General features: G+C 64.9%; 1 protein-coding gene. It reads left to right on the top strand.

All coding sequences use genetic code 11. The annotated features are described in order from the left end of the window. The gene (gene tuf / locus DTX69_RS29890; RefSeq protein ID WP_119305237.1) at window positions 1–1,191 is read left to right on the top strand and encodes an elongation factor Tu; all 1,191 of its coding nucleotides are present in this window, start codon (window positions 1–3) and stop codon (window positions 1,189–1,191) included. The last annotated feature ends 5 nt before the right edge of the window (window positions 1,192–1,196 follow it).

Raw genomic sequence — 1,196 nt, 5'->3', positions numbered from 1 at the left:
ATGGCGAAGGCGAAGTTTGAGCGGACGAAGCCGCATTGCAACGTTGGAACGATTGGTCACGTTGACCATGGCAAGACGTCGTTGACGGCGGCGATCACGAAGATTCTGGCCGAGACGGGCGGTGCGACCTATACGGCGTATGACCAGATCGACAAGGCGCCGGAGGAGCGGGCGCGCGGCATTACCATTTCGACGGCGCACGTGGAGTATGAGACGCAGAAGCGTCACTACGCGCACGTCGACTGCCCGGGCCATGCGGACTATGTGAAGAACATGATCACGGGTGCGGCGCAGATGGACGGCGCGATCCTGGTGGTCTCTGCCGCCGACGGCCCGATGCCGCAGACCCGCGAGCACATCCTGCTGGCGCGCCAGGTTGGCGTTCCGGCGCTGGTGGTGTTCATGAACAAGTGCGACATGGTGGACGATCCGGAATTGCTGGACCTGGTCGAGCTGGAGGTGCGCGAGCTGCTCTCGTCCTACCAGTTCCCGGGGGACAAGATCCCGATCATCCGCGGCTCGGCGTTGATGGCGCTGGAGGACAAGGACCCGGAGATGGGCAAGAACGCGGTCCTGAAGCTGATGGAAGCGGTGGATGAATACATCCCGCAGCCGGACCGCCCGAAGGACCGTCCGTTCCTGATGCCGATCGAGGACGTGTTCTCGATCTCGGGCCGCGGCACGGTGGTGACGGGCCGGATCGAGCGCGGGATCGTCAAGGTCGGCGACGAGGTGGAGATCATCGGGCTCAAGGCGACGACCAAGACGGTGGTGACGGGTGTGGAGATGTTCCGCAAGCTGCTGGATTCGGGCGAGGCGGGTGACAACATCGGCGCGCTGCTGCGCGGCACCAAGCGCGAGGAGGTGGAGCGCGGCCAGGTTCTGGCGAAGCCGGGCTCGATCACGCCGCACACCAAGTTCAAGGCGGAGGCCTATGTGCTGACGAAGGAGGAGGGCGGGCGCCACACGCCGTTCTTCTCGAACTATCGTCCGCAGTTCTACTTCCGCACGACCGACGTGACCGGCACGATCGTGCTGCCGCAGGGGACCGAGATGGTGATGCCGGGCGACAACGTGTCGATGGAAGTGCACCTGATCGCGCCGATCGCGATGGACGAGGGCCTGCGCTTCGCGATCCGCGAAGGCGGCCGAACCGTCGGCGCCGGCGTCGTCGCCAGCATCATAGAGTAAAGGGC

This window comes from Dongia deserti (genome assembly GCF_003574735.1).
GTDB classification, from domain to species: Bacteria; Pseudomonadota; Alphaproteobacteria; order Dongiales; family Dongiaceae; genus Dongia_A; species Dongia_A deserti.
Note: the sequence above shows the minus strand (reverse complement) of the source record. Positions and strands in the feature narration are given on the sequence as shown.